The organism is Candidatus Cloacimonadota bacterium, from assembly GCA_011372345.1.
Lineage (GTDB): Bacteria > Cloacimonadota > Cloacimonadia > Cloacimonadales > TCS61 > DRTC01.
Genome location: DRTC01000390.1, coordinates 1 through 5,144, shown reverse-complemented (window position 1 = coordinate 5,144; position 5,144 = coordinate 1). Strand labels below are relative to the sequence as shown.

5 protein-coding genes are annotated in these 5,144 nt (G+C 35.2%); all 5 read right to left on the bottom strand.

Annotation, left to right across the window (positions count from 1 at the left end; genetic code table 11):
- Positions 1-209, bottom strand: a 209-nt coding sequence (locus tag ENL20_07660; protein ID HHE38436.1) for a hypothetical protein, incomplete at its 3' end; no start/stop codon positions are given.
- A 12-nt stretch (positions 210-221) separates the two neighbouring features.
- The gene (locus ENL20_07655; protein ID HHE38435.1) at positions 222-527 is read right to left on the bottom strand and encodes a hypothetical protein; all 306 of its coding nucleotides are present in this window, start codon (positions 525-527) and stop codon (positions 222-224) included.
- Between the two features lie 54 nt (positions 528-581).
- Positions 582-1,835, bottom strand: a complete 1,254-nt coding sequence (locus ENL20_07650; protein HHE38434.1) for an adenylosuccinate synthase — start codon at positions 1,833-1,835, stop codon at positions 582-584.
- Between the two features lie 173 nt (positions 1,836-2,008).
- Complete coding sequence (locus tag ENL20_07645) at positions 2,009-3,463, bottom strand: hypothetical protein (protein ID HHE38433.1); 1,455 nt, start codon at positions 3,461-3,463, stop codon at positions 2,009-2,011.
- A gap of 109 nt (positions 3,464-3,572) precedes the next feature.
- Positions 3,573-4,928 (bottom strand): tRNA uridine-5-carboxymethylaminomethyl(34) synthesis GTPase MnmE, encoded by a 1,356-nt coding sequence (gene mnmE, locus ENL20_07640; GenBank protein HHE38432.1) that lies wholly within the window; start codon positions 4,926-4,928, stop codon positions 3,573-3,575.
- Positions 4,929-5,144: the final 216 nt, after the last annotated feature.

The following is a 5,144-nucleotide window of genomic DNA, read 5'->3' as shown; positions in this document are numbered from 1 at the left end:
TATTTACACATAATATGTGGAACTGCTGTTGCATATACTGGGAAGAAAAAGATATGTAAATCCATATTAACCGTATTTGGATAAAAACTGTTTTCTATTGCATGAATAATGGGTTTATAACCATTCTTGGATAATACTTCTCCGATCAATTCAGCTGCGTGATGGGAATTTCCGGTTCCACTGAAATAATGCATCAATACTGTTTTCATAATCAAAACATTCTAATCCTTCATTTCTTTGAGCAATTTGGTAATTTCCTTATTATCAGGTTCGATTGATAACGCTTTCTTAAAATATTCTCCGGCAAGATCAATATTGTTTGTTTTCAAATAGGCTTTCCCGAGACTAATTGCAGCAGTTGCGGATTTGGGATAAAAATATGTATTTAATTTCAGGATCTTGATCGCATCATCAGGACTACCATAGAACAGCAGTGTTGTTCCGATTCTCTGCATTTCCTTTTCATCAATGAAATATTTTGATGAATCCGGTTTCATTTCTTTTACTTTTTTGATTAGAAAATCCAAATCCGTTATCCTTTTTTTTTGTCAAATTACACCTTAATTGGTTGTCCTAAAAAGCTAATCCATTATAATAGTTTGCCTGCGCTCCGGTCCCACCGAAATAATAGAGATTTTTTTATTTAGAAGTTCCTCGATTTTGGAGATATATTTTTTGGCATTTATGGGAAGTTGCTCATAATTCTTAACTTCAGTAATATCTTCTTTCCAGCCGGGAAGCTCGATATATTCTGGTTGGATTTCCTCCATGATTTTAGCATTGAAAGGAAATTCTTCTGTTTTTTCATTTCCGGAGAGGTATTTTGTACAGACCTTGATCGTTTCAAATCCTGAAAGAACATCCAATAAAGTTAAAGCAATTTCGTCGATTCCGTTGATCATGGCCGTGTATTTCGCAGCAACTACATCGAACCAGCCGCAGCGTCGCGGTCTTCCGGTTGTTGCTCCAAATTCATTTCCGCGGATGCGGATTTTTTCTCCGGTTTCATCTGTTAGTTCTGTCGGGAAAGGACCTTCACCCACTCGTGTAAAATAACTTTTATAAACGCCTACGATCCGATCGATTTTTTTAGGAGAAAATCCGCAGCCGACAGAAATTCCGCCAGCAATTGTGTGAGAAGAAGTTACAAAGGGATAAGTTCCGAAATAAATATCAAGAAGCGAACCCTGGGCTCCTTCGAAAAGGATGTTTTTGTTTTGTCCATAAAGTTCGTTCAGAAAATATGAAAGCTGCTTGAGAAAAGGTTTTAATTCTTCGCCGGTTTTCATCAGATCAGCAAGTAAAGGTTTTATTTCCGTAACCGGGAGACGATGTGAAGAATAAATATTTTCTAATCTATTCGTTAGATATTCCTGATCAAAAAGGTCGGAGAAACAGATTCCGGTTCGGGCGATTTTATCACTGTAACAGGGACCGATTCCTTTTTTTGTTGTTCCGATCTTTGTTTGTCTGGAGCCATTTTCTGCTTTGACATCGAGATATTTGTGTAAAGGCAAAACAATACTCGTTCTCGGATCGAGAAAAAACCTGCCCTCAAAAGAAATGCCTTTTTTTTTCAAATTATTGATTTCCTGGATCAGATCAAAAGGATCGATGACAACTCCAGCTGCGAGCGCACACATTTTATCAGGGTACAGAATTCCTGCCGGAACCAGGTGAAAAACATATTTCTTCCCATTGAGATTTATCGTATGACCGGCATTATTTCCACCCTGAAACCTGACCACGATCTCAGCATTTTCAGCTAACACATCGACTATCTTTGCTTTTGCTTCATCTCCCCAGATACATCCTAAAACTGCAATTGAACTCATCTCATTAGCTCCTTTATCAAATTCGAGTTGTAAGGATTTTGTCTTCATAGAGGACAACGACTCGAAACAGCATAATTCATTAATATTTCATATCGACTCGCAACTCCTTTATTATCCTTCGCAGTATATTGCAGTAAATGGGCGAGTCGAAAGTTTTTTCAGATATACAAAATTTATGAAGATACTTTACCGGAAATCAGTTCTGCTTCTTTATCCGGTTTTTCAAAGAATATTTTGATTTTTGTTCCTTTTACTCGGCTGATTTCTAATTTTCCATGAATTTGATCGACCAGAATACTCACTAGCTGCAATCCTAAATTTTCGGGATTTTCCAAGTCAAAATTTTCCGGTAAACCAATTCCGTTATCACTGACAATAAATGTATAATCTTTATTTTCTGCGGACATGGAAACCGATATCTTTCCCTGTCTTTCGGGAAATGCGTGTTTCAGACAATTAGAAATAAGCTCGTTAGCGATCAATCCACAGGGAATAGCATAATTTATAGTTAGTTCAACACCTTTTATATGCTTCTCAAAAACGATTTTATCAGGATCGATGTGAAAAGATGAATATAGGTGCATGATCAGATTTTCCATATATTGGGAGAAATTCACATCCATCAGATTTTCTGATCTATAAAGTTGTTCATGGATCAAAGCCATGGATCTGATCCTGTTCTGGCTTGTCCTTATAACATTTTTGACCTTTTCGTTTTTAATATTATATTCCTGCATACGGAACATACTTAGAATTATCTGAAAATTATTATTGACACGATGATAGATCTCCTGCAGGAGAATGTTTTTTTCCTGCAGGGAAGCTTTGATCTGTTCTTCTTTTTTCTGGCTTTCCTTAAGTTTCATCACCAGCTCATAATATGTATTTGCCAGTTCTTTCGTTCTTTCATTAACTCGAGCTTCGAGTTCATCTTTCATTTTCTGCAGTTCCAGTTCAATCGTCTTTCTTTCATCAACTTCTGTCTGCAGATTTTTATTAATTTCCCCAAAATCTTTCCTGATCAAATAATTTTTTATTTTTTCAATATGCAGGAACCGGGAAATAATAAAAGTTAAAATAAAAAAGAAAAGAATGCTGATGTTTTTAACGAAAAAAACAGCTGGATTATGGTGATAATGAAGCGTAGTGATAATAAAAGCAACAAGACTTAAAGCATAGATCAATATAACTGTCCAACCTTTGAACTGAAATAAGACCGAGAAAATAAACACGCAGATTAGAAAGCTGGGAAATCCTCCCAGAGTCGATTGTTTGATACCGGCGATAATACCGATTATGATCATCACCGAAGCGCTGATAAAAATAGTTAAAAAATTATGATAATCCTTTACTTCCTTGATGGTTGAGGGCTTGTTAAAAATATAAACGAGGAAAAAAATTGGAAATGAAAAGATCAGAGTTAAATTCAACCATAAAAAGTTTTTATAATCCGGAAGATCATTGCTGATTTTTATTAGTAAAAGATCTGAATATAATAAAAAGGCAGTCCAGACAAAAAGGAAAATTATAAAAAATTTTAAATTTTGATAGTTTTCAAAATGGATGTTTTTCTTGAATATTGATTTTTGGTTTTCAAAACCATCTTTCTTTGATAAGACATCCATCATCTTTAAAGTCCTTATCCTTTTTTTGGATAACACATCAATGGTCCTGATTTTTATAACTATTTTATGTCAATATAAATCAGAATTCAAACTTTCCTGTTAATTAAAAATTTTATTTCCCAATACAGAAATTGGAAAATATCTCATTCAAAATATCTTCGGATGTTATTTTTCCAATGATCTCTTCCAGAGCAGAACTTGCTTCTTTCAGGTCAAACGCAGTGAATTCATAACCAAGTTTTTTCTTAATTGAAACAATAGCTTTTTCCAGAGACTTTATCGACCTTTTGACAGCTGCGATTTGGCGTGAGTTCGTTAAAATTCCGGAATGAAGTTCTTTTTCTGAAATCTCTATTTCTTTCAACAAACGCTCTTTTAATCGATCTAAACCGTCTTTTTTAATTGCTGAACAAAGGATATATCTTTTTTGCTTGAAATTATCTTCTTCTTTTTTTGAAAAGAGGTCTGTTTTATTAAGGATTTTAATTATTTTTGCAGGATCGATAAGTTTTTGGAGTAGATTCAATTCCTGCTTATTTTCGCTCCCATCGATGATGAAAAGAACAATATGCGAGTTTTTAATTATTTGATAGGAACGATCAATACCGATTTTCTCAATCGCATCTTCTGTCTTGCGTAAACCTGCAGTATCAAAGATCCTGACCAGATATCCTTTGAGGGAAATAACTTCTTCCAGGTAATCGCGGGTTGTTCCCGGATGAGGAGTAACAATAGCTCTTTCCGTTTCCAGAAAAGCATTGAAAATGCTTGATTTGCCCACATTCGGAGCACCAACCAGACTGACCTTTAGTCCATCCCGCAAGATCAATCCTTCGTTTCCGGTCGCCGCCAGTTTATTCAGTTCAGAATGAAGTTTCCATAAATCCTTTTCTGTTTTTTTAATGTTCAATTCGGAAAGCCCCTGTTCAACAAAATCGATTTCAAGCTCGATCAAGGTTCGGTATTTAGTTAATTTTGTGAGTAATTTTTCGATTTTCCGCTGTAAACTTCCTTCCAGTTGCTGTAATGCAGCCTGGTGAGATTTTTTCGTTCTAGCGTTGATCAGATCTCCAACTGCTTCGACTTGCGTCAGATCCAATTTATTATTGAAAAATGCGCGTTGTGTAAATTCTCCAGGTTCAGCCAATCTGGTTTTCCGGAGTAAAAGTTCCAAAATTTGATGAGCAATAAAATTACTGCCATGACAGGATATTTCGACTACATTTTCACCTGTATAACTTTTTGGTGCTTTGAAAACCGTTATGATAACTTCATCGATTATCTTGTTTTGATCAACGATCTTCCCAAAGTGTGCAGTATGGGATTTTACGGAAAGAAGCGATTTTTTACTTTCAAATACTTCGGTAACAATCTGAATCGCCCTATCTCCGCTCACACGCAGAACAGCGATCCCTCCGGTTCCGGAAGGAGTTGAAATCGCGGATATTGTGTCTGAATTATAAGTCATAAATAATTATTTTTCCAGATTATTCAAAAATAGAATTGTTTGATCGTGATATGATTGCTTATTCTCATTCCCGACTTGCATTTGGGAATGCAATTTCGGAAAAGTTTTAGTTTGATTTTAAAAAATTGAAGAAACATCTTGAAATAAAATTTCTCAAATAATTATGTTCCCAAATGGAATTTGGGAACATGTCAGAATTGGCTCAATATTTCTTTT